The organism is Streptomyces sp. NPDC000941 (assembly GCF_053599555.1).
This window is the reverse complement of the sequence record NZ_JBSFMM010000024.1, coordinates 1-20958: the sequence shown is the minus strand read 5'-3', so window position 1 is coordinate 20958 and position 20958 is coordinate 1. Positions and strand designations below refer to the sequence as shown.

At 69.6% G+C, this 20958-nt stretch carries 16 protein-coding genes; 7 read left to right on the top strand and 9 right to left on the bottom strand.

What is annotated here, in order from left to right; translation table 11 throughout:
* Genes ACWDSL_RS10865 through glyA form a run of 5 tightly spaced genes read right to left on the bottom strand, consistent with a single transcriptional unit; the run spans window position 1 to window position 6458 of the window.
* Window positions 1-630, bottom strand: coding sequence for a sarcosine oxidase subunit gamma (locus tag ACWDSL_RS10865; protein WP_450483873.1), 630 nt, complete (start codon window positions 628-630; stop codon window positions 1-3).
* A complete protein-coding gene (locus ACWDSL_RS10860) occupies window positions 623-3565 on the bottom strand; it encodes a sarcosine oxidase subunit alpha family protein (protein ID WP_450483872.1) in 2943 nt (980 codons plus the stop codon). The genes ACWDSL_RS10865 and ACWDSL_RS10860 overlap by 8 nt, the downstream gene beginning before the upstream one ends.
* Window positions 3562-3858 carry a sarcosine oxidase subunit delta gene (locus ACWDSL_RS10855; RefSeq protein WP_450483871.1) on the bottom strand — a complete coding sequence of 99 codons (297 nt, stop codon included), beginning with the start codon at window positions 3856-3858 and terminating at the stop codon, window positions 3562-3564. Before ACWDSL_RS10855 ends, ACWDSL_RS10860 begins: the two co-directional genes overlap by 4 nt.
* 10 nt (window positions 3859-3868) lie before the next feature.
* A complete protein-coding gene (locus tag ACWDSL_RS10850) occupies window positions 3869-5089 on the bottom strand; it encodes a sarcosine oxidase subunit beta family protein (RefSeq protein WP_450483869.1) in 1221 nt (406 codons plus the stop codon).
* Window positions 5090-5144: 55 nt separating this feature from the next.
* Window positions 5145-6458 (bottom strand): serine hydroxymethyltransferase, encoded by a 1314-nt coding sequence (gene glyA / locus ACWDSL_RS10845; RefSeq protein ID WP_450483867.1) that lies wholly within the window; start codon window positions 6456-6458, stop codon window positions 5145-5147.
* 101 nt (window positions 6459-6559) lie between these two features.
* On the opposite strand from glyA, the gene ACWDSL_RS10840 reads away from it, so the two are divergent.
* Window positions 6560-7225 (top strand): GntR family transcriptional regulator, encoded by a 666-nt coding sequence (locus ACWDSL_RS10840; RefSeq protein ID WP_450483866.1) that lies wholly within the window; start codon window positions 6560-6562, stop codon window positions 7223-7225.
* Window positions 7226-7313: 88 nt separating this feature from the next.
* On the opposite strand, the gene ACWDSL_RS10835 is transcribed toward ACWDSL_RS10840, so the two are convergent.
* Complete coding sequence (locus ACWDSL_RS10835; RefSeq protein ID WP_450483864.1) at window positions 7314-9173, bottom strand: helix-turn-helix domain-containing protein; 1860 nt, start codon at window positions 9171-9173, stop codon at window positions 7314-7316.
* Between the two features lie 366 nt (window positions 9174-9539).
* On the opposite strand from ACWDSL_RS10835, the gene ACWDSL_RS10830 reads away from it, so the two are divergent.
* From ACWDSL_RS10830 to ACWDSL_RS10810, 5 genes are all read left to right on the top strand, one after another.
* Entirely contained in the window at window positions 9540-10880 is a 1341-nt protein-coding gene (locus ACWDSL_RS10830; RefSeq protein ID WP_450483862.1) for an MFS transporter, read from the top strand.
* A 57-nt stretch (window positions 10881-10937) separates the two neighbouring features.
* The gene (locus ACWDSL_RS10825; protein WP_450483860.1) at window positions 10938-12326 is read left to right on the top strand and encodes an NAD(P)/FAD-dependent oxidoreductase; all 1389 of its coding nucleotides are present in this window, start codon (window positions 10938-10940) and stop codon (window positions 12324-12326) included.
* A 150-nt stretch (window positions 12327-12476) separates the two neighbouring features.
* A complete protein-coding gene (gene dapA, locus ACWDSL_RS10820; RefSeq protein WP_450483858.1) occupies window positions 12477-13376 on the top strand; it encodes a 4-hydroxy-tetrahydrodipicolinate synthase in 900 nt (299 codons plus the stop codon).
* A 3-nt stretch (window positions 13377-13379) separates the two neighbouring features.
* Entirely contained in the window at window positions 13380-13973 is a 594-nt protein-coding gene (locus ACWDSL_RS10815) for a hypothetical protein (protein ID WP_450483856.1), read from the top strand.
* A gap of 125 nt (window positions 13974-14098) precedes the next feature.
* Complete coding sequence (locus tag ACWDSL_RS10810; RefSeq protein ID WP_450483854.1) at window positions 14099-15610, top strand: aminobutyraldehyde dehydrogenase; 1512 nt, start codon at window positions 14099-14101, stop codon at window positions 15608-15610.
* A gap of 398 nt (window positions 15611-16008) precedes the next feature.
* On the opposite strand, the gene def is transcribed toward ACWDSL_RS10810, so the two are convergent.
* Entirely contained in the window at window positions 16009-16668 is a 660-nt protein-coding gene (gene def / locus ACWDSL_RS10805) for a peptide deformylase (RefSeq protein ID WP_450483852.1), read from the bottom strand.
* Window positions 16669-16734: 66 nt separating this feature from the next.
* Between def and ACWDSL_RS10800 the strand changes: the two genes are divergently transcribed.
* Complete coding sequence (locus ACWDSL_RS10800; protein WP_450483850.1) at window positions 16735-17370, top strand: ArsR/SmtB family transcription factor; 636 nt, start codon at window positions 16735-16737, stop codon at window positions 17368-17370.
* 4 nt (window positions 17371-17374) lie between these two features.
* On the opposite strand, the gene ACWDSL_RS10795 is transcribed toward ACWDSL_RS10800, so the two are convergent.
* The gene (locus ACWDSL_RS10795) at window positions 17375-18550 is read right to left on the bottom strand and encodes a macrolide family glycosyltransferase (protein WP_450483848.1); all 1176 of its coding nucleotides are present in this window, start codon (window positions 18548-18550) and stop codon (window positions 17375-17377) included.
* A 270-nt stretch (window positions 18551-18820) separates the two neighbouring features.
* Window positions 18821-20203, bottom strand: a complete 1383-nt coding sequence (locus tag ACWDSL_RS10790; RefSeq protein ID WP_450483847.1) for an NDP-hexose 2,3-dehydratase family protein — start codon at window positions 20201-20203, stop codon at window positions 18821-18823.
* Window positions 20204-20958 lie beyond the last annotated feature (755 nt).

The following is a 20958-nucleotide window of genomic DNA, read 5'->3' as shown; positions in this document are numbered from 1 at the left end:
TCAGGGCACCTCCGGGCCGCGGTACTCGCTCATCGCGTCGATGAGCCAGCGCGCCAGGTAGTCGGCGAACGACGACCGCGGGAAGAGCCGATACGTCGGCGCGTCGTCGACCTGCCAGAGCAGCACCGCGACGGGTCCCACGGTGGTCGACACCGCCTGGCCGGGCCCGAAGGCGCGGGGGTGCAGGTCCAGCGGGCAGCCCTTGTCCAGCACCTGCCGGGCGGCCGGGCCGCTCAGCTCCAGCGTGGTGCGGTTCGCCGAGACGTCAACCACCGAGCCCGGGGCCCCCGCGAGGGCGTCCCGCAACTCGGCGGCCAGGGCGGTGCCTTCGGCCTGGGACAGGACGAGCCATTCGTCGGGGCCGAGCCAGACGACCGTATGCGGACCGGACGCGGCGGTGTGCCCGCACTGCCGTGGGAGCGGCGCACCCAGGGCCTTCTCGACGCGGCCGGCCGCCTCGGAGGCGGGGTCGACGCGCAGGTTCACCATCGTGATGAACGGCCACTCGGTCAGCGTGATGCCACGGCTGCCGCTGACGGCGGCGGCGCGCATCCGCTCCTCCAGATGTGCCAGGGGGCTCCGGCGCAGTGCCGCGGTCCCGGCGCCTGCGCCGGTCGTCAGGTCAGCCATCTCGCTTGGTCCCTTCGGAGTCGTAGAGGACGGATTCGGCCACCAGGACGGGCACCAGGTCCTGGCCCACCGGGGCGAGCAGGGTCTCGCCGACCCTCGCCCGCCCGTCGGCGACGAGGGCGAGGGCGAAGGGGCGGCCGAGGGCCGGGCTGTGGTAGCTGGAGGTGACATGGCCGAGCATCGGCACCGGCCCGGCCTCGGGGGTGATGGGTACGTCCGGCGCCACGAGTTGGGTGCCCTCGGGCAGCCGGGTCCTGCCGTCGCTCGGCAGCAGGCCGACGAGCTGTTTGCGGTCGGTACGGGAGGTGTCGGCGCGGGAGTAGGACCGCTTTCCGACGAAGTCCTTCTGCTTCGAGACCACCCAGGACATGCCCGCGTCCTGCGGGGTGACGGTGCCGTCGGTGTCCTGGCCGACGATGATGTAGCCCTTCTCGGCCCGCAGGACGTGCATGGTCTCGGTGCCGTACGGGGTGATGCCGTACGGCTGCCCAACCTCGTACACCTGCTCCCAGACGGCCAGGCCGTACCACGCGGAGACGTTGATCTCGTAGGCGAGTTCGCCGGAGAAGGAGATCCGGCAGATACGGGCCGGGACACCGGAGGCCAGGGTGGTCTCGCGGAAGGCCATGAAGGGGAATGCCTCGGCGGACAGGTCGACGTCGGGGGCGAGCCGGGCGACGACCTGGCGCGACTGGGGGCCGACCACGGCGATGGTCGCCCACTGTTCGGTCACCGAGGTGCAGTGGACGTCGAGTTCGGGCCACTCGGTCTGCAGCCACTCCTCCAGCCAGTCCAGGACCGCGGCGGCGCCGCCGGTCGTGGTGGTCATGAAGTAGCGGTTGTCCTCGAGGCGCAGCGTCACACCGTCGTCGAAGATCATCCCGTCGGGCTTGCACATCACACCGTAGCGGGCGAGGCCGGGCGCCAGCTTCTTGAAGGCGTTGGTGTAGATGCGGTTGAGGAATTCACCCGCGTCCGCGCCCCAGATCTCGATCTTGCCGAGGGTGGAGGCGTCCATGAAGGCCACGCCCTCCCGGGCCGCCCGGCACTCGCGGGCCACTGCCTCGTCCATGCCCTCACCGGGCCGGGGGTAGTACCAGGGGCGCTTCCACTGCCCGACGTCCTCGAACACCGCCCCGTGCGCGATATGCCGGCTGTGGACGGAGGTCGTGCGCTCCGGATCGAACAGGTCGCCTCGCTCACGCCCGGCCAGGGCGGCGAAGGCCACCGGGGCGTACGGAGCCCGGTGGGCCGTGGTGCCGATCTCTCCGGGCGAGGCGCTTGTGCCAAGGGCCTCGGCGATCACCCCGATCGCGTTGACGCCGGAGGTCTTGCCCTGGTCGTTCGCCGTACCGAGCGAGGTGTAGCGCTTGACGTGTTCGACACCGCGCATACCGGCTCCGGTGGACCGCCGAACGTCGGCGACGGTGACGTCGCGCTGCAGGTCGACGAAATGGGTGTCCCAGGTGTCGGGGTCGCGGTCCCGGTCGCCGGCGGGAGCGGGCACCAGCCACAGTGCGCGCACCGGGCCCGATCCCGCCCCGGGCCGCGCGTCGTCGTACGGCGGCGCGGGCACGGGAACCGGGAACCCGGCGTCCGTCGCCGCGCGCGCACCGGCCCGGGCCCCTTCGGCCAGACAGCCGTCGAGCCCGTACGTCCCGCGGGCCGCGCCGACGACCTGCTGGTCCCGTACGGTGCCGTCGGGGACGAAGGCGGCCAGGCCCTCGTCCCAGCGCAGTCGGCCCTGGCGCTGGCTGTGCAGATGTACCACCGGGCTCCAGCCGCCCGAGACGGCGAGCAGGTCGCAGTCGAACGACTCCGGTTCACCGGTGAGTTGCCCGACCTCGTCGAGGGCTTGGACGGTGACGCCGGTGAGCCGGCCGTCGCCCGTGGTGTCGACCACCGCGCTGCCCCTCAGCACCCGTACCCCGGTTGCCACGGCGACCTCGGCGGCCCGGTGGGACAGCTCGGGGCGCGCGTCCACGACGGCGGCGATGTCGATCCCGGCGGCGTGGAGATCGGCGACCGTGTCATAGGCGCTGTCGTTGGTCGTGCTCACCACGGCCCGCGAGCCCGGGGCCACGGCGTATCGGTTGAGGTACGAGCGCACGGCCGCGGCGAGCATCACCCCGGGGCGGTCGTTCCCGGCGAAGACCAGCGGACGCTCGTGGGCGCCGGTCGCCAGGACCACCTGGCGGGCCCGGATATGCCACAGCCGCTGGCGCGAGACACCCGCCGACGCACCCGCCGGAGCGGGGGCGTCGGCCCCGAGGTGGTCGGTGCGCCGCTGGAGGGCCAGCACATAGTTGTCGTCGTAACTGCCGAACGCCGTGGTGCGCCGCAGCACGACGACCTCGGGCGCGGCGTCGAGTGCCGCGCGTACCTCGGCGACCCACCCGAGGGCGGTCTGCGCGCCGACGGTCTCGGCGCGCCCGGAGAGCAGCGCACCGCCGGGTTCGGGCTGGTCGTCGACGAGGATCACCCGGGCGCCGGAGCCGGCGGCAGCGGCGGCGGCCGCGAGCCCGGCCGGTCCGGCGCCGATGACCAGGACGTCGGTGTGGACGTACTTCTTGTCGTAGCCGGCGGGGTCGGGGGTCGGATCGAGCCGGCCCATTCCGGACAGCGTCGTGGCGGACAGGCCGTCGTACAGCTCTGCCGTCGTCGCCGGCAGCATGCCCTCCGAGTGCGGGCCGTCGATCTGCAGCAGGGCGTTGGGCTCCTCGATGCCCGCCGAGACGATGCCGCGCGGGCGTCCGCGGTAGATCGACGGAGCGACCTCGACGAGCCCGTTCGCCAGCATCGCCGAGGCGACGGTGTCTCCGGGGTGTCCGGTCAGTTCCCGGCCGTCGACGGTGAAGCGCAGCACGGTGCCGCGGTCGATACGGCCCCCGTGCCGGAGCCGGAAGTGCTGGTGCCGGAAGTGCTGGTCGGTCATCGGTTCCCTCCGGCCTGGGGCAGTTCGGGGCGCGGTTCGTCGAGCCGGTAGACGGCGAGCACGTCGTTGGTGACCGTGTCGCGCAGGACGTTGAACCAGCGGCGGCAGCCGGTGCTGTGCATCCACCGCTCGGCGAAGGGGCCCTTGGTGTTGTCGCGGTAGAAGACGTACTCGGCCCACTGCTGGTCGTCGAGGTCCCCGGGGGCCTGGGGGTAGGGGAGATGGGCCTGCCCCCCGTAGTGGTACTCGGTCTCGTCACGGGGACCGCACCATGGGCAGCTGATCAGCAGCACGGTGTCCTCCTCAGTGGGCCACGGCCGCGGCGCCGTGTTCGTCGATCAGTGCGCCCGTCGTGAAACGTCTCAGTGCGAAGGGGGCGTTCAGCGGATGCGGTTCGCCCGTGGCGATGGTGTGCGCGAAGGTCCAGCCGGCGGCCGGCGTGGCCTTGAACCCCCCGGTGCCCCAGCCGCAGTTGACGTAGAGGTTGTCGATGGGGGTGGTGCCGATGATGGGGGAGGCGTCCGGCGTGACGTCGACGATGCCGCCCCAGGTCCGCAGCACATGGGCGCGCGCGAAGACGGGGAACAGCTCCACGGCGGCGGCCATCTGCTGCTCGATCACATGGAAGGAGCCGCGCTGCCCGTAGCCGTTGTAGGCGTCGACGCCCGCGCCCATCACCAGTTCGCCCTTGTGCGCCTGGGAGACGTAGACGTGCACATGGTTCGACATCACCACGGTGGGGTGCACCGGCTCGTGCAGCTCGGAGACCAGCGCCTGGAGCGGATGGGACTGCACCGGCAACCGGAAGCCGGCCCGCTGGGCCAGCACGCTGCTGTGCCCGGCGGCCGCGAGGCCGACCCGGCCGGCGAGGATGCGGCCGCGGCTGGTCTCGACGCCCACGACCCGGTCGCCGTCCTTGAGAAAGCCGGTGACCTCGCACCCCTGGATCAGATCCACGCCCATCTCGTCGGCCCGGCGGGCCAGCGCCCAGGCGACGTGGTCGTGCTTGGCGATACCGGCCCGCGGCTGGAAGGTGCCGCCGAGGACCGGATACCGGGTGCGGGGCGAGACGTTGAGGATGGGGCAGACCTCGGCGATCTCGTCCGGCTCCAGCCACTGGGCGTCGACACCGTTGAGGCGGTTGGCGCCCACGCGGCGCACGCCCTCGCGGACGTCCTGGAGGGTATGTGCGAGGTTGAGGACGCCGCGCTGGCTGAACAGGAAGTCGTAGTCCAGCTCCTCCGGGAGCCGTTCCCACAGCTTGAGCGCGTGCTCGTAGATCGCCGCGCTCTCGTCCCACAGGTAGTTCGAGCGGATGATCGTCGTGTTGCGGGCCATGTTGCCGCCGGCCAGCCAGCCCTTCTCGAGGACGGCGACATTGGTGATGCCGTGGTTCTTGGCGAGGTAGTAGGCGGTGGCCAGACCGTGGCCTCCGGCGCCGACGATGACGACGTCGTACGAGGAGCGCGGCTCGGGGTTGCGCCAGAGGAAGTCCGGATGCTCGGGCAGCGGCTCGGTGGTCATGCCGCATCTCCGTTCAGATCGGGATGTTCAGGTGGAGATGTTCAGCTGGGGATGTTCAGGCGGGGATGTCCAGCTGGGGATAGAGCGGGAACGCGCCGGCGAGCTTGTCGACCCGGTCACGCAGCAGGCCCGCACGCTCGTCGCGCAGCTGCTCTTCCTTGAGGGCCTGGGCGATGATGTCGGCGACCTCCCGGAACTCCGTCTCGCCGAAGCCCCGGGTGGCCAGGGCCGGGGTGCCGATCCGCAGCCCGGAGGAGATCATCGGCGGGCGGGGGTCGAACGGGACCGCGTTGCGGTTGACGGTGATGCCGATGCGATGCAGCCGGTCCTCGGCCTGCTGCCCGTCGAGCGAGGAGTTGCGCAGGTCGACGAGGACCAGGTGGACCTCGGTGCCGCCGGTGAGCACCGTGATCCCGGCCTCGGCCACATCGTCGGCCAGCAGCCGTCCGGCGAGGATGCGGGCGCCGTCCAGGGTGCGCTGCTGGCGCTCCCTGAACTCCTCGCTCGCCGCCACCTTGAAGGCCACCGCTTTCGCCGCGATGACATGCTCCAGCGGGCCGCCCTGCTGCCCCGGGAAGACCGCGGAGTTGATCTTCTTGGCCAGCTCGGCACGGCTGAGGATCACACCGCCGCGCGGACCGCCGAGGGTCTTGTGCGTGGTGGTCGTCACGACATCGGCGTACGGCACCGGGCTCGGGTGGAGGCCCGCGGCCACCAGCCCGGCGAAGTGCGCCATGTCCACCATCAGATACGCGCCCACCTCGTCGGCGATCCGTCGGAACGCGGCGAAGTCCAGTCGGCGGGGGTAGGCCGACCAGCCGGCGACGATCAGCTTGGGCCGGTGGGCGAGAGCGAGCTGTTCGACCTCCTCCATGTCGATGCGCAGATCGGACTCGCGCACGTGGTAGGGCACGACCTTGTACAGCCGACCGGAGTAGTTGATGCGCATGCCGTGGGTCAGATGCCCACCGTGCGCCAGGTCGAGGCCGAGGATCGTGTCGCCGGGCTCGAGCAGCGCGAACATCGCGGCCGCGTTCGCCTGGGCGCCCGAGTGCGGCTGTACGTTCGCCGCTTCGGCGCCGAACAGTTCCTTCACCCGGGCGATGGCCAACCGCTCGACGACATCGACGTGTTCGCAGCCACCGTAGTAGCGGCGGCCGGGGTAGCCCTCGGCGTACTTGTTCGTCAGTACCGACCCCTGGGCCTCCATGACGGCGGCCGGGGCGAAGTTCTCCGAGGCGATCATCTCCAGGGTCGACTGCTGACGGCGCAGCTCGGCGTCCACCGCGGCGGCGACATCGGGATCGAGCTCGGTGAGCGGGAGGGAGAGGGAGGAGGTGACCTTGGTGGTCGACGGGTCCGTTGCCATCTGTGCACCATCCTGAGAGCCGTCCAAGACTAAAAGCCAACTGATATATCAGCCCCTGCGGTAAGGTATGGGAGCTCGCCGGAGCAGGTCAAGGGGGCATCATGCAGAACGTGGCGACCGAGCCGAGGGGCGAGGAACTGTCCCTCGCCGAGCGCGCCTACCGCGCTATCCGCGACCGGCTCGTCATGCTCGAGATCCGCCCGGGCGCACCGATCAACGAGGACCAGCTGGCCCAGTCCCTCGGCGTCGGACGCACGCCGGTGCGCGAAGCGCTCAAGCGGCTCCAGTACGAGCGCCTGATCGCCACCTACCCCCGACGCGGCACCTTCGCCACCGACGTCAACATCACCGATCTGGCCCATATCTCCGAGGTGCGCCAGGAACTCGAACCTCTGGCCGCCGCCCAAGCCGCGCGGCGCGCCACGGCCACGGACCGCGCGGCCCTGACGGCCGTACGGCGGGAGCTGGAGAGCGTGGATCCCCGGCGGCAGGACGCCGCCGAGCTCATGCACCTGGATCTCTCGGTCCACCGCGCCATCTACGCCGCCACGCACAACCCGTATCTGGAGGACACCCTCGTCCGCCACGACAACCTGGCCACCCGCATCTGGTGCCTGTTCATCGACCGCCTGTCCGACATGGCCGGCCACGTCGCAGAACACGGACCGTTGATCGACGCGATCGTCACCGGTGACCCCGACCAGGCGGCACGGCTCGCCCGCAGCCATGTCGAGGGTTTCGAGCGGGCCATTCGCGGCGCCATCTGACCCGGCGCCGTGATGCGCTGGGGCCGCCAACTCGGCTCCGAACCGGCGAGTTGGCGATGGGGCCGATGAAGCCGACGGCTGCCCCGCGTCAGTGTGTGGCGCCCCGCGGATCTCCCGGGCGCAGACGGGGCCTGCCCGCCAAGGTGGTCCACAGATGCGGGGCGACGTCGTCCTCGGGGAGCTGGGCGATCATGTAGCGGACGCAGCGTTCGATCTTCACCCGCCACAGGCGCGCCGCCTCGTTCCCGTCGGCGTCGCGCAGCGCGTCGTGGACGACGGTGTCCTCGTCGGCGATGGTGTCGCAGGCCTGGCTGTAGTCCATGTCCAGGACGTTGACGAACATGCGCAGACGGGCCGTGAGGCGTTCGAAGGTGCCGGCGGCCTGCGGGAGGTCCGCGATACGGGCGAGGGCGTCCTGGAACCGCAGGTCGACTTCGCGTATGCGCGCGTGGTCGTTGTCCCGGGCGGCGGCGCGGACCTCCGCCAGGGCCGCTGAGGCCGGGGCGAGGTTGTCGCGGCCGAGCATGGCGATACGGCGCATGAGCAGCGCTCCGAGGCTGGCCCGCAGGGCGTAGAGGTCGAGCACGTCCTTCGCCGTGATGGTGGGGATCGCGGTCGCACCGCCGGGGAGCAGGTCGAGCATGCCCTCCTCGGCCAGCGCGTGCAGGCCCGCGCGTACACCCCGGCGCGAGAGGCCGAGGCGGAGCGCGAGCGGGGCTTCCAGGACGCGGTCACCGGGCCGGTAGTCGCCGGTGAGGAGGGTTTCGCGCAGCATGCCGACGACGGGGTCGGTGGTGATGGGGGCACCGGGCGACACCTCGGGCGATGTGAGCTGTGCCGCCATGGACGGGGCGCGGTGGTCGAGGGCGTGCACATCCTCGACGTTCGAGTCACTGTCAGGCCCGCAGATGGCCGGGCTGTCGTACGACGGGCGGGGAGCCGCGATGCGGGTGAAGGGGGCCGCGGCGGGGGTCCATGTGCTCGACCAGGTCAGCAGCGCGTCTCGGAGGCGGGGAAGGGCGGATGCGACCTCAGGATCAGGAGGGACTTGGCCATCGGCGGCGAGCAGACGACGGGCCTCGTCGGTCCACGCCTCACGGCTGGGCGCGCGGTGCCAACGCAGGCGCACGGACGCGGCCGGGTCCGACCCGTCCGGGGTCCCGCATGCCTGCGCGGGTATGCCGTACGCCAGCAGGTGCACGCGCGTACCGGCCCCCGCGGCCGACCTCAGCTGCCCCAGGAACGCGTCCATCGGGGAGTGGTCAGTCCCGGACGCGTTCTCGCCGTGCTGCCTGCCCCGCAGGTCCGCGAAGGCGCAGGCCACGGCCAGCACATGGGGCGGTTCCCGGTCCTTGCCGAACAGCCGGCTCGTGACGGTCGCCGCGGAAGTGCGTGCGGCCCCGGCTCGTCCCGCCCGGGCCGTCACCGCGAGTACGCACACCGGAGGGGCGATGAACAGACCCACCACCTCTTCGGCACGGTCCGGCAGGGCGTACGCCCTGCGCGGCCCGGCTGTGACGCGTTCTCCCCGCTGGATGCCGTAGGTCCGCCAGATCCGGCTCACCGTGCTCTGGCTCAGACCGGTCTCAGCCGCCATGGAACGGGTCGACCAGGTCTGCCTGGCATCGGGCGGGGGCGGTGTCAGGGTACGGACGAGGACGTGCGCGACGGTGTCGTCGTCGGCAGTGGGAGGCCGCCCGGGACGTGGCTGCTCGTCCAGGCCGGCCAGCCGTTCGGCGAGGAAGCGGGCGCGCCACTTGCCGACCATGTCGCGGGAGACCCCAAGGCGCCTGGCCACGTCACTGTTGGTGGGCTGCTCCGCGCACGCCAGCACGATCCGCGCACGCAGGGCGCGCGCCTGTGAACAGGTGCGACTGCGAGACCACTGCAGCAGCGCGGTCCGCTCGTCCGTGGTGAGGACCACGGTGTCGCGGGGGCGTCCGACCATGCCGGCAACCGTAGCCGAACTTTTGGTTCGGACGTACCCCGGCGGTCGGCGCGGCACCGGGGGCATTGTTGGCGGGCCGGGGCCTTCACATACTTCGTTGCCATCCGGTGGCCACGCCGCCGGCGTCCCCAGGAAACCGCGAGTTCGCTTCCCCGCGAGCCCGAGCCGACAACGCTCTCCGGGCAGCACTCGCGACATCGGAACCACCGTGTTCCTGGCCCGGCCCGCGACACCCAAGACGCCGACCGGGTTTCCGGCACCGACGACAAGACATCAACCCCGACCCTGGAACGGACATACCCTCGCCCTGGGTACGTCCGGGAACCGCTCCCGGAGGCCGTGATGACCGTAAACGCTGGAAACAGAGTGGATGACGCGCCCCTGTCGCGCTTCCACAAGAAGCTCGCCCTGTACTCCTCCGGAGGTCCGTTCCTCGACGGCTATGTCCTGAGCATCATCGGCGTGGCCATGGTGCAGATCACGCCGCAGCTGCGTCTGTCGTCCTCCGCCGAGGGCCTCATCGGCGCATCCGCGCTGATCGGGATCTTCCTCGGTGCCTTCGTGGGCGGTTACCTCACCGACAAGTTCGGCAGGCAGGTCCTCTACACCATCGACCTGGTCGCCATCATCGGCTGCTCTGTAGCACAGTTCTGGGCCACCGATCCGGTGTGGCTGTTCGTCCTGCGTCTGCTGATCGGCATGGCGGTCGGCGCGGACTACCCCATCGCCACCTCGCTGCTGGCCGAGTTCACGCCCCGCCGCTACCGGGGGCCGCTGCTGGGCGGGTTGGTCGTCATGTGGTTCGTGGGCGCCGCGGTGGCGTACGTCGTCGGCGAGGCGCTGCTGAACGCCGGTGACGACGGCTGGCGGTGGATGCTCGCCAGCGCCGCGCTGCCCGCCACGATCATCGTGCTGCTGCGACTGGGCACGCCCGAGTCCCCGCGCTGGCTGGCGAACAAGGGCCGTATCGAGGAGGCCGAGAAGGTCCTCAAGCAGGTCTACGGTCCGGAGGCGACGATCGGCGACCTGTCGGAGGAGGAAGAGCGCGAGAACGTCGACCTCAAGGCGATCATTCGGTCCGGTTACGGCGGACGGATGCTCTACATCTCCGTCTTCTGGACCTGTTCCATCGTGCCGCTGTTCGCCATCTACGCCTTCGGCCCGAAGATCCTCGGCGCCCTCAAGCTCGAGGGTTCGCTGGCCAACGTCGGGTCGGCCCTGATCACCGTCATGTTCCTGATCGGCTGTGTGATCGCGTTGCTCGGCGTGAACCGCATGGGACGGCGCCCCCTGGTCATCCACAGCTTCGTCTGGTCGGGTCTGGCCCTGCTGCTGCTCGGTATCTTCCCCGACGCCCCCGCGGCCGTGATCATGGTCCTCTTCGCCGCGTACGCGGTCATCATCGGCGGCACCCAGATCCTGCAGTGGGTCTACCCGAACGAGCTGTTCCCGACCGAGGTACGCGGCTCCGCGGTCGGCCTGGCCTCCTCCGCCAGCCGCATCGGCGCCGCCGTCGGCACCTACCTCGTCCCCATGGCGCTGACCGACTGGGGCATCGGTGGCACCATGCTCGCGGCCGCCGCCATCAACGCCGTCGGCGCCGTCGTCTCCGTCCTGTGGGCGCCCGAGACCCGCGGCATGGCCCTGCACGAGGCCGCCGCGCTGTCACCCAAGACGGAACCCGCCGGCCGCCCCGCCGCGGTCTGACCGTCGCTGCCCCGACGGGCCCCCGCCCGTCCCCCATGAATTCGCAGGAGGCTATCCGTGAAAGACGTAGTGATTGTTGGAGGCGGGATCGCGGGACTGGCCGCCGGCTGGCGACTGCGGCACTGGGACACGCTGCTGCTCGAATCCGGGGGACGGGTCGGCGGGCGCGTCCGTTCGGAGCGGCGTGGACCGTACTGGCTCAACTGGGGCGGCCACGTCTACGCCGGTGGGAACTCGGCCACCTCGTGGCTGCTGAACAGCACCGGCGTCGACTCGGTACCGGTGCCCGGCTCGCTGGCGGGGCTGTCGATGAACGGCAAGCTGCTGCTCAAGGGCCGGGTGGAGAGCTACCCGTTCCGCATCCCGATGTCGCTGGAGTCGCGGGTCGGCATGGTCAAGGCGGGTGCCAAGGTCGCGCTGCAGGTGGCTCGGTACGCCCGGATCGTGAGGCTGCGGCGGGGCGAGACCGAGGCCCAGCGCCAGCAGCGGATCTACGACTTCATGAACGACCGCTCCTTCAAGGACTTCATCGGCGACCTGCCCGAGGACGCCGAGGCGCTGTTCAAGCCCACGGTGACCCGTTCCGCCGCCGACATCGACCAGCTCGCCGCGGGCGCCGGCGTCGGCTACTTCAGCCTGGTGTGGAACATCGGGGCCGGGCTCTCACAGAGCATCCTCGGCGGCCCGTCCACCCTCACCGAGAGCATCGCGGCGGCCCTGTCGGACCGGGTGCGGCTCAACTCGCCCGTCGACGAGATCGTCCAGAAGAACAACTCGGTCGTGGCCCGCTACCGGCAGGACGGCGTCGAGAAGGAGGTCGAGGCGCGCTACGTCGTCCTGGCCACCCCCGCGACCGTCAGCCACCGGATCGCCGTCGATCTCGACCGCGACCTCCGCGAGGCCCTGTCGAAGATCGTCTACGGCCCCTATGTGAGCGCGGCGTTCCTCAGCAACGAGACCGGACGCCAGGTCTGGGACGACGCCTACGGCATCGCCACGCCGAAGCGGTCCTTCAACGTCGCGCTCAACATGTCCAACGTCGTCCACGGTTACGCGGCGGAACGCCGGCCCGGCAGCAGCATCATGACCTTCTCACCGGGCAGCCTGGCGCGCGAGTTGCTGGAGCACGACGACGACAAGATCCGCCGTATCTACCTCGACGACCTGGACCAGGTGCTGCCCGGCTTCGCCGACAAGGTCGTCGAGGCCGAGGTCCAGCGGTGGCCAACCGGCGCGCCCTACTGCTTCCCAGGCCGCGGCAAGCTCCAGCAGACGCTGACCCGCCGCAGCGGCCGGGTGCTCCTGGCCGGTGACTACCTCGGCACCCTCTACACCGAGACCGCGATCTCGTCCGGTCTGTCCGCGGCGCAGGAGGCACGGAGCCTGCTGGCCACGGAGCGGCAGTTCGCCGCGCGTGACCGGTCCCCGGTGCACACCGCGTCGTAAGTCCGCCACCGCGTCGTAACCCCGCCACCACGTCGTAAGCCCCCCCACCACGTCCGGAGCTGCAACAGCTTTGGGCACGACAAACCGATGAGCCCCGCATCCGCCCCCGTCGGCCGATGCCCCCGCAGCTTCACCTGAGGAGACTCCAGAATGTCGGCACAGCTGAGCGGCGTCCTGACCGCACTCGCCTCCCCCTTCGCGGCGGACGGAAAGCTCGACGAGAAGACACTGCGCCGCCTGGTCGACCGCGGCATCGACGGCGGGGTCGACGGCGTCGTCGCCTGCGGCTCCACCGGTGAGTTCGCGGCGATGAGCGCGGCGGAACGGCGCCAGGTCGTCGAGACCGTCGTCGACCAGGCCGCCGGACGCGTGCCGGTCGTCGCGCAGACCGGCGCGCTGAGCACCAGGGAAGCGGTCGAGCTGTCCCGCCACGCGCAGGCTGCCGGTGCCTCGGTGCTGATGGTGGTCGCCCCGTACTACGAGCCGCTCACCCTCGACGAGACGCTCCACTACCTGCGCACCGTCGCCGACGCCGTGGACGTCCCGATCATGCTCTACAACCTGCCGGGGGCCACCGGTGTCAACCTCTCACCGGAGACCGTGGGACAGCTCGCCCGTGAGGTCGAGAACATCCAGTACATCAAAGACACCAGCGCCGACATGGCCCAGGCCGGACAGCTGATCCACAACTACGGCGACGTCATCTCCACCTTCGTCGGCTGGGACAGCCTGCTGCTTCAGGCGGTCTCCGAGGGCGCCGCCGGCGTCATGGCCGGCACCGCGAACGTCATGCCGGCCGAACTCGTCTCGATCCACCGCGCGTTGCGCGACGGGGACCTCGACCGCGCGCGAGCCGAATGGGCGCGGATCTATCCGCTGATGGACGCGATCATGTCCGCCCCGTTCATCCCGGCGGTCAAGGCCGCCCTGAACGCGGCCGGGTTCCCCGCCGGAGCGCCCCGCGAACCGCTCCTCGCCCTCGACGCCGCCCAGGCCGCCAGGATCTCCTCCCTGGTCGCGGAACTGCCGCGGCTGTCGGCCGCACGCTGAGCCATGCGATTCCCCGACGAACACGACTTCCGCGCCGTGTTCGACCTCGACACCGCGATCGCCTCGCGGCGGGCGGCGTTCGTCGCGCTCGCGCGGGGCGAGGCGTGGCAGCCCGAGAAGATCCTGGGCGGCCACCCTGATGATCCCGACACCGTCTTCTGCTACGCCGCTCACCTCGACCGCACGACCGGCCCTGTCTGCACGTTCGGGAGCGTCAACCCCGGGAATGCGGGGACGAGTCGGCCGACCATCAACGCCGTGGTCGCCGTGCTGGCCTCCCACACCGATGTCCCCCTGACCTTCTTGGAAGGTACGGCGCTCACGATGTTGCGTACGGCCGCCGCGAGCGCGGTCGCGGTCGGGGCGCTGGCGAGGAAGGATGCCGCCCGTCTCCTCGCCTTGGGGCCGGCGTTCAGGGGTGGGCGTACCGGGCGAGCCGCCACGTCGTTGTCGACCATGAACAGACGGCGCGACAGAGCTGCGGTCCGATCGTCAGGGCCGGGGCGCAGGCCGGCGCGGCGGAGCTGGGAGTCGTCGAACTCGGCCGTGTCCTCGTCGGAGACGTGGCCGGTCGCGACGGCGAAGACGACATGGTGACGTACCTGAGCGCCGGCCTCGGCGTCCAGGACGCGGCACGTGGCAGTCCCGCGCACGCCCCACCCCCGCTTCGGCCCGCCCTCATCCGGCATTCTCCCGCGACCTCACTCAAGGAGTCACTGATCATGACCACTGCCGCCGGCCTCACGACGGTCACCATTCGACGCGCAGCCGACGCATCAGCTCTGATCACCGCAGCCGACCTCCCTCCGGCCCGGCATTTCGTCGACGGGACGTTCGTCGAGGGATCGGCCGACCGTGTCATCGACGTGGTCGACCCATGTACGGAGAGCGTCATCGCCCGGATCCCCGAGGGCAGCGCCGAGGACATCGACCGGGCGGTCGCCGCCGCGGTGGCGGCCAAGGGCCAGTGGGCGCGGCTGCTGCCCAAGGAGCGCTCCGAGCTGCTGCACGCCATCGCCGACCGGCTGGCCGCGAACACCGAGCTCCTGAGCAAGCTGGAGTCGGCGAACACCGGTAAGCCGCTCACGGTGTCGACGGACGACGTCGGCCAGGCCGTCGACACCTTCCGCTTCATGGCCGGTGCGCTGCGCGCGACCACCTCCATGGCCGCCGGTGACTACGCCGAGAACCACCTGTCGCTCATCCTGCGGGAACCGCTCGGCGTGATCGGTGTGGTCACCCCATGGAACTACCCCCTGCTCATGGCGGCCTGGAAGATCGCGCCCATCCTCGCCGCAGGCAACACCCTGGTCATCAAACCGTCCGAGCAGACGCCGCTGACCACCCTGAAGTTCGCCGAACTCGTCAAGGATCTTCTGCCGCCCGGCGTGCTGAACGTGGTGAACGGGTACGGCGCGGTCGTCGGCGCCCGGCTCGCCGAGCACCCGGACGTGAACATGATCGCCCTGACCGGTTCGGTCGCCAGCGGTCGGGCCGTCGCCCGAGCCGCCGCCGACAGCCTCAAGCGGGTGCACCTCGAACTCGGCGGCAAGGCACCGATGGTGATCTTCCCTGACGCCGACCTCGCGGCAGCCGCATCGTCCCTGCGCGTCGCCGGTTTCTGGAACTCGGGCCAGGAGTGCGGGGCCGCCTGCCGCGTCCTCGTCCACGAATCGGTTGCCGCACAGTTCGTCGATCAACTTGTCAGCGAAGTCCGCGAGTTGGTCGTCGGTGAGCCGCTGGCCGGCGAGGACATCGAGGTCGGCCCGATGGTCTCGAAGGCGCACTTCGACCGTGTCACGGGGTACCTGGAGCGCGCGAAGAAGGAGGGCATCCGAGTGGCGACGGGAGGCCGGGCCCTCGACGGGCCCGGCTACTTCGTCGCCCCGACCGTACTGACCGACGTCCCCGAAGGAGCCGAAGCCGCCCACGAGGAGATCTTCGGCCCTGTGATCACGGTCGAGACCTTCACCGACGAGGACGAAGCGGTACGGCGAGCCAACGACGTCCCGTTCGGCCTGTCGGCATCGGTGTGGACCGAGAACGCCCGCCGTAGCCACGACATCGCCGCGCGCCTCGACTTCGGCACAGTCTGGGTCAACTCGCATCTGGTGCTGGCCAGTGAAGTCCCCTGGGGCGGCTTCAAGGGATCCGGCTACGGCCGGGACCTGTCGATCTACGCGCTGGACGACTATGCGCGTACCAAACACGTCATGCACAACCACGGGCGCTGATCCCGTACGCCCCCAAGTCCCGGAGGTCTGGTGTGACTGTCAACGATGCTGGATGCGGTCCGCCTCTGCCGAACGATCTGAGCAGTCGCCCGCGTACACCGTATCCAGGTTCTGCCCGACGCGCGCTCTTCTGCTTGGGCGGTCAGAGTATTCCTCACGATCCACCTTTCACGGAGCAACGGCGCCCGGGTGCCGAGGAGGCCACTTCGGACGATCAATCGGCAGTCGGTTGCTCAGGTGCGGGTCGCGCTGGTCGATGTGGTCAAAACCCCGGGCGAACCTCTACTCACGCGTCGCACCGGGTGCCCAGCGAGGCCGCGCCCGCTGCCATGCGTAACACCAGGGTCTCTGTTCACCGTTGCATAACGCAAGGGATCCGTTGTTCACCAGAACGCCGGTCATTTGCCGAGTCTTTCCGCCACGGAGGCACGTCGGGCGAAGACCTTGTCCTGGGAGTCCTTCATCTCTCGGAGGGCCGCTTTACGCTCCCGCTGTGCGAGCCGGTCCAGATAAAGGCGGCCGTGAAGGTGGTCGGTCTCGTGCTGCAGGCACCGGGCGAAGTAGCCCCTGCCCTCGATCACCAGCGGATTGCCGTCCTTGTCACGGCCCCGGACAACGGCACGGTCGAGACGGGGAACCACGCGGTAGGGGCCGGGGACGGACAGGCAGCCCTCAGGTTCCTCCACCAGGCGGCGATGCTCGGCGGCCACCTCGTCCAGGACCGGGTTGGCGATGTGTCCAATATGACGGACACCCCACTCATCCGTGATGTCCCAAACGAACAGTTGCAGGTCCACGTCGACCTGGTTGGCGGCGAGCCCGGCCCCCTCCGCAACCTGGTTGGTGGCGAACATGTCGTCGATCAGCTTCGCCAGCTCCGGTGTGCCGAACTCGGTCACCTCCCGGCACCGGCGGCGTAGAACCTCTTCCCCGACCACGGTGATCCGGCGCACCGCACCGCGGCTCACCTCCGGAGCGAGCCGTGGATAGGACTCGACAGGCTCACCCTGTACCCGCACCCGACGATCCTGTGCCGAGTCACCGAACCCCATAGCCATGAACCATCCACGCCTTCCATGCCCAACGGCTTGCCAACTCCTTTGCAAAGTAGCACCCTTTGCAAAGTGAGCGATGAAATCCATCAAAGCGAAGCCGCGAGCCCCCTGCCGGACCGTGCCCGCCAGTCCCTCCCCGACCATCCCGTGCGCATCGCCCTGCTGGACCTGCTCGCCGAAACCGGCACCCTCACCTCCACCGAAGCCGCCGCCCGCCTCGGCCACAGCTCCGGACTCTGCTCCTTCCACCTGCGTCAGCTGGCCCGGTACGGCCTCATCGAGGAAGCGCCGCACCAAGGCGGTCGAGCGCGGCCGTGGCGGCTGCGGTGGGGCTCCCCCCACCCGGCCGAGCAGGGAAAGACCGGTCAGGAAAAGGCTGAAGAGTTCGCCACCCTCGCCCGCGGGCTGGAGGACGAGAGTTACCAACACTGGCTGGCTCACCGAGACCAGGCACCGGCCGCGTGGCAGCAGGACGAGTCCTTCAGCGCCGTCCTCCACCTCACCCCGACGGAGCTGGCTGAACTCGCCGCATCCATCCGCCGTCTGTTCGCCGGCTACGGCGACCGGGAGCACCACCTCAGCACGCGCCCCCGGGACGCCGTGGCCGTAGCCGCGGTCGCCCGACTGTTCCCGCTTCTCGCTGAACATTCCGGTCAACCGCAGCCCGCGCCGCGTCGAAGTGTCGATGAGTCGACTGATTCCTGAAGGCTCAGGCCAGCATGTTCTCGATGAGGTCGGCGGCGCGCGGGGTGCCGCCCTCGGCCCGTGCGCCGGCGCGCAGCAGTGCCGAGCGGCGGCCGACCTCCGCGTCGGTGACCAGGTCGTTCAGGGCCGCCCGCAGGGTCTCGGCGGTGGCTTCCGGGGTATCGATACGGCGTGCCACACCCAGCTCCACGAGCTGATCGGCGTTCATGAACTGATCGGCGGCCTGTGGCACGGCGATCATCGGGACGCCCGCCAGCAGTCCTTCGCCGCAGCCACCCATACCGGCGTGGGTCACAAAGGCATCCGCCTGCTCCAGAATCGCCCGCTGCGGGACCCAGGAGTGCACCTCGACGTTGGACGGGATGTCGCCGAGTTCAGCCAAGTCGGTGTACTTGCCGATCTGGAGTACGACGTGCCAGCCAGGCAGATTGCCGTAGGCCGCCAGGCACTGGCGGTAGAACTCCGGCTGACGGGTGTACGCCGAGCCCAGCGAGATCAGCAGCACGTTCTCCGCATCCCTCGGTCGGGTCCAACCGCCCTCACCCGCACGTGTGCCGAAGCAGGGCCCGACAAAAGTCACCGTATCGGTGTCGACCTGGTCGGCGTGCGGTTGCATCGCCCGGGTGATCAGCGCCAGGACCCGTGCGGGACGACCGGAGAAGGCGTCCACGTCGGTGGTGGACGCCCCGCAGTCGGCGAGCCACTGTGCGAACTTCGCCCGGTACGCATCGGCGCCCGGCAGTTGACGCAGATGTGCCGCGACGTCCTGGTCGTAGCCGTCCCAGGCCACGAACGTCGGGGACAGCTGCATGACGGGCCGGTCCTGCGATTCGGCGAGGGCACGCGCGGCGTAGGCGCCGATGTCGTACAGATACAGGTCCGCCGGGTCGTGGTCGTAGACGGCGCGCAACCGGGGGAGTGCCTGGATGGCGTCCTCGAGGAAGAGCGCCATCGCGGCGATGGGGTCGTCGGGCCAGTTGTTGTCGGCGACCGGCAGTCGGGAGGCGCAGGGGACGAGTTCGGCGCCGGTGGCCGCGATCAGGTCGGCCACCGCGGGGTCGTTGGCGTAGGTGACCCGATGGCCGCGGGTCACCAACTCACGGATGATCTCAAGGCTCGGCAGGACATGGCTGACGGCAGGGATGCCGACCATCGCGATGTGGGCAAGGCGACGGGACATGGAAGATCACTCATTTCAGTTCTACGGCGAATGCGGCGAAAAAGACACGGCAAACCAACGCCCCGCCGACTCCGAGACGAACTCGGTGGCGGGGGCGCATATGGGCATGCGGGAGGGGAGCCGGGGCACTGCCCGGGCCGTGTCAGCCGTAGATCTGAAGGAGGAAGTACATGCCCGAGACCTTAGCCCGCTCAAAGCTTCTGGACACGTCAATTAGGAGGACGCCGCCGCGTCGGCCCGCAAGGCATGCCGCCGGCTCTCCGATGGCCTCTAAGACCATGTCGGACACGCTCCGAGGCAGGCGAGAAGCGTGCGGGCCTGAACATTGAGGTAGTGGCCGTGGCGGACGAGTCCGCTCAGCTGGGCGGGGGTGACCCAGGCGTAGCCAGGCGGCGGATCCTGGGGAGCCTCGGCCTCGGTGGCATCGACGAGCAGATAGCGGCTTACCGCGTTGCGGAACCGACCGCCCTCCTCCGAGTGCATGGCACCGTAGCGGATACGGTCGGCCCCCGCGCCGAGCACGGTGTCGAGGAAGAGGGGGCGTTCCTTCTCCGGCAGATGGGCGTAGTTCTCGGGTGTGTACTGGACCGTGGGGCCCAGTTCGATGGTGTCCAGGAAGCCTCCCTCCACCCGGGCGTGCACCAGTACGTGCGGTATCCCGCCGAACTCGCGGATGAGGAAGGCGGTGACTCCCGGACCGACCGGCTCGAACAAGGGCTGGGTCCAGCTGGTGACCTCGCGATTTCCCGCCCGCACGGCCACCGCGACCACCTTGAAGTAGCGGCCGTGCTCGTGCTCGATGGCCATCTCGTGGCGGCGCCATCCGGGCAGACCGGCCAGCGGGACGCGTTCGGCCTGGACATCATGCCGGGACCGCTCCCCGGTGATCCAGGACAGCAACTCGGTGTCGGGGAGCAGCGCGAGGCCCGTCGCGTCGGGCACGGGCAGGCAGGACAGGACGGTGCGCGAGTCCATATTGACGGTGTTGTCCTGGTGCAGCAGTTCGCCGATCTGCCCGAGAGTGAGCCAGCAGAAGTCGTCGAGGAGGGGCACGTCGCCGGTCGCCTCCACGATCATGTTGCGGTTCGACTTCCGGAAGAACCATGAGCCGTGTTCGGACTGGAGAACATCCGCGATGACACGGCCGCGGCCAGGACCGACGAAGTACTCGATGTACTTCACCCCCGCGCCCTGGTGCGCCTTGGTGTAATTGCTGCGGGTGGCCTGGACGGTCGGGGACAGTTGGAGCAGGTTGGGGTTGCCGGGCTCCATCTTCGCTTGCATGAGGAAGTGCGGCACCCCGTCGAACTCCTTGACCAGGATGCCGAGGATGCCGATCTCGGGCTGCTTGATGATGGGCTGGTACCAGTCGGCGTACGGGCCGTCGCCGTGGGGACCGTCCCGTTCGGTGACATGCAGGCCCTCGACGGTGAAGAAGCGGCCACTGCGATGCGTGAGGTTTCCCGTGGTCTCCTCGAAGGACCAGCCGTCGAGCCGGTCGAACGGGATGCGCTCCACGTGGAACTCATTGGCCCGGCCGCGCTCGGCGAGCCATTCACTGAAGTCGCCGGTGGCCAGGTGCGCGCCCTCGGTGGTGGCGGCCGACAGCGCCAGCCGGTCGGTCAGCCGCTCGTCCCCACGTGGCCGCGGCATATGAGAAAGCATCAGAGAACTCCCTGGTCGAGAATGAGGTGGCCCGGCGTCCGACTGCTCAACCGAGGTTGGACGATGTCCAACCGCTCTGCCCTCACGGCCTGCTCCAACTGGCCCGCTGGACAAGCTTGGTGATGTTGATGACGTCATTGATTCGAGTGATCACCACGCAACATGATCCTCGCAAAGATTAACGTAATGGCCTGGCCGGAACGGCGATCTGGGCTCAGGAAACAACAGCATCCGCTCGGTGGGTGTTTGGCAGCCGGGGTTGTCCAATGAGTCGTCAACCGCAGTCGAATACGGGCCAGTTCGACCTTGTGAGTGAAGTCACAACGAAAGTTGAATGTTGTGCATGATCACTGTCGGTGAGCGGAGTGGGGTTGCGCTTGCCGATCATGTGGCGTGTGGCCGTTCTTGGGGGGATCCCTGTGGTTACGTTGTGTGCCGCATTTGGGCAACGGCTGCGGGGGCGTCCGTGGATGACGCCCTTTCAGGTCGCCCTGTACCTGCTTGACATGGTGCCTGAGGTGGGATTTAGCTTGGCGCAGTAGCACACTACGGGGGTATGTCCTAGGCGTATGCCCTAACACGGTCTTTATCACTGTTCCATCCATTCTCGGGCGACCACCGGGGATGGATTTTGGCGCGACCTTTTCGATCGACTGAGCGGGGGCTGTCTGTCGTGTTGTCGGGTGTGGGTGTGGTGCGGGATGACGCGGTGGCTGTGGTGGGTTTGTCGTGTCGTTTTCCTG